Below are 1,621 nucleotides of genomic sequence, written 5' to 3' on the forward strand. Positions count from 1 at the left end.
TCTTGGACTGATGGGGAATTCTTGGGAATTTCTTTCATTAACGCGATTGGGCCAGCAAGGGGCCCAAATGTAGTACCTTAATGGATTTTTCTCGCGCAGAACGCAGATTTCCCAATCAAGCCTTCATAGCGCCTATCAGCTCCGGGATGCTAACGAGAGCGATTGCCCTTCTGATATTGTAGGCGACTGCAGTTAGGCTAAACTCTGCCTGAACGTTGTTCAGCCCACGCATCAGGAACGCGCCTTGGTTCATCCATTGCTTAATTGTCCCAAAAGGATGCTCGACGCTTTCCTTTCTCTGAGCCATGATATTTGGACGTTGGCTCAGCCTTTCCGCCATACGATCAAGAACAGCTTCGTTCTCCAGGCGCATGATCTGTCGAAAGGCGGTTGGCGTGCATCTGTTTTTGATGGCACATGATTGGCAGGCGATGCGATTTGCAAAATAGGTTCTCGTAAGGCCTCGTTTTTTACCACTCCGCCGAGGAGACATAGCTGCGCCATTGGGGCAGATATAAACGTTTGTGTCTGGCTGATAGGTGAATTTCTCCTTCGAGAAAAACCCATCGCCTACTGTTGATCCACGGACTGGTCTTGGCACATAGGCGGTGATGCCAGCCTTCTCGCAAGCTTCTATGTCTTCGATCTTGTAATAACCTCGATCGGCAACTGCCTCGATCTGCTCGACACCGAGTACCTGCATTGCCGCTTCAACAGTCGGCGCGAGCAAGCCGATATCGAGAACATTGTTGCTGACGTCTTCCTCAGCGATCAGCTTATGCTTCACGTCAACTGCCAGCTGAACGTTGTACCCAACTCCAACTTTCATCATGCTCGGCATAGCCCTGCTATCTGGATCCGTCAGCGATATCTGATCCTCACCTGTGCGGTCTAGCTCGGCAAGTAAACTGCTGAACTTCTGCCGCCTCGTCCTGAGCGCCGCAATCTTCGTCTCAGTGTCACTGCCTCTGCCGTTCGAATCGATATCATTGGCCGCTTTCGAGTCGTCGGCATCACCGTCATCAAGCGCTTTCATATAGTCGGAGAGTTTTTCGTCGGCGCGACGCACAAGATCCAACAGCGTTGTGCGGGTGAAGTTGCGATGCCTGTTATTGACCGCCTTGATGCGCGTACCATCCACGGCAAGCATTTCCCTGCCGAACAAATCGAGGCGGCGACAGACGATGGCAAACTCGCGGAAAATTTGCTTGAAAGCTGCGCAATTCACTCGGCGAAAAGATGCGATTGTCCGGTAATCAGGTTTCAGATGGCGCAGCAGCCAGATCACCTCGATATTACGGCGGGTTTCTGCTTCCAGCTTTCGGCTCGAACGTACCCGATTCAAATATCCGTAGAGATAAAGTTTAAGCAGATCGGCCGGATCGAAGCCGGGGCGTCCCGTCTCTTTTGCAGTTACGCGGGAAAACCCAGAGGCGACAAGATCAATGCTATCCACAAAAGCCTCTATGAGGCGAACCGGATTGTCTAATCCGACATAGTCATCAATCGCTTCAGGGAGAAGCAGCAGTTGCGAGCGATCTGAGCCAGATAAATGTGCCATGAAAACAACATACTACGGTTCACTTGCCATTGGAATCCCGCAGACTTTTTGCACAGTCTG

1 protein-coding gene is annotated in these 1,621 nt (G+C 51.4%); it reads right to left on the reverse strand.

The genetic code is table 11. The features are described 5' to 3' along the window. Positions 1-115: 115 nt before the first annotated feature. Positions 116-1,561 carry an IS1182 family transposase gene (locus tag ACWGTO_RS33380; RefSeq protein ID WP_454578940.1) on the reverse strand — a complete coding sequence of 482 codons (1,446 nt, stop codon included), beginning with the start codon at positions 1,559-1,561 and terminating at the stop codon, positions 116-118. Between the last annotated feature and the right edge of the window lie 60 nt (positions 1,562-1,621).

It is taken from the genome of Mesorhizobium sp. PL10 (genome assembly GCF_053714315.1).

Coding starts and splice junctions, on each gene's coding strand:
- ACWGTO_RS33380 (WP_454578940.1), bottom strand. CDS start 1,561: ATGGCACATTTATCTGGCTCAGATCGCTCGCAACTGCTGCTTCTCCCT.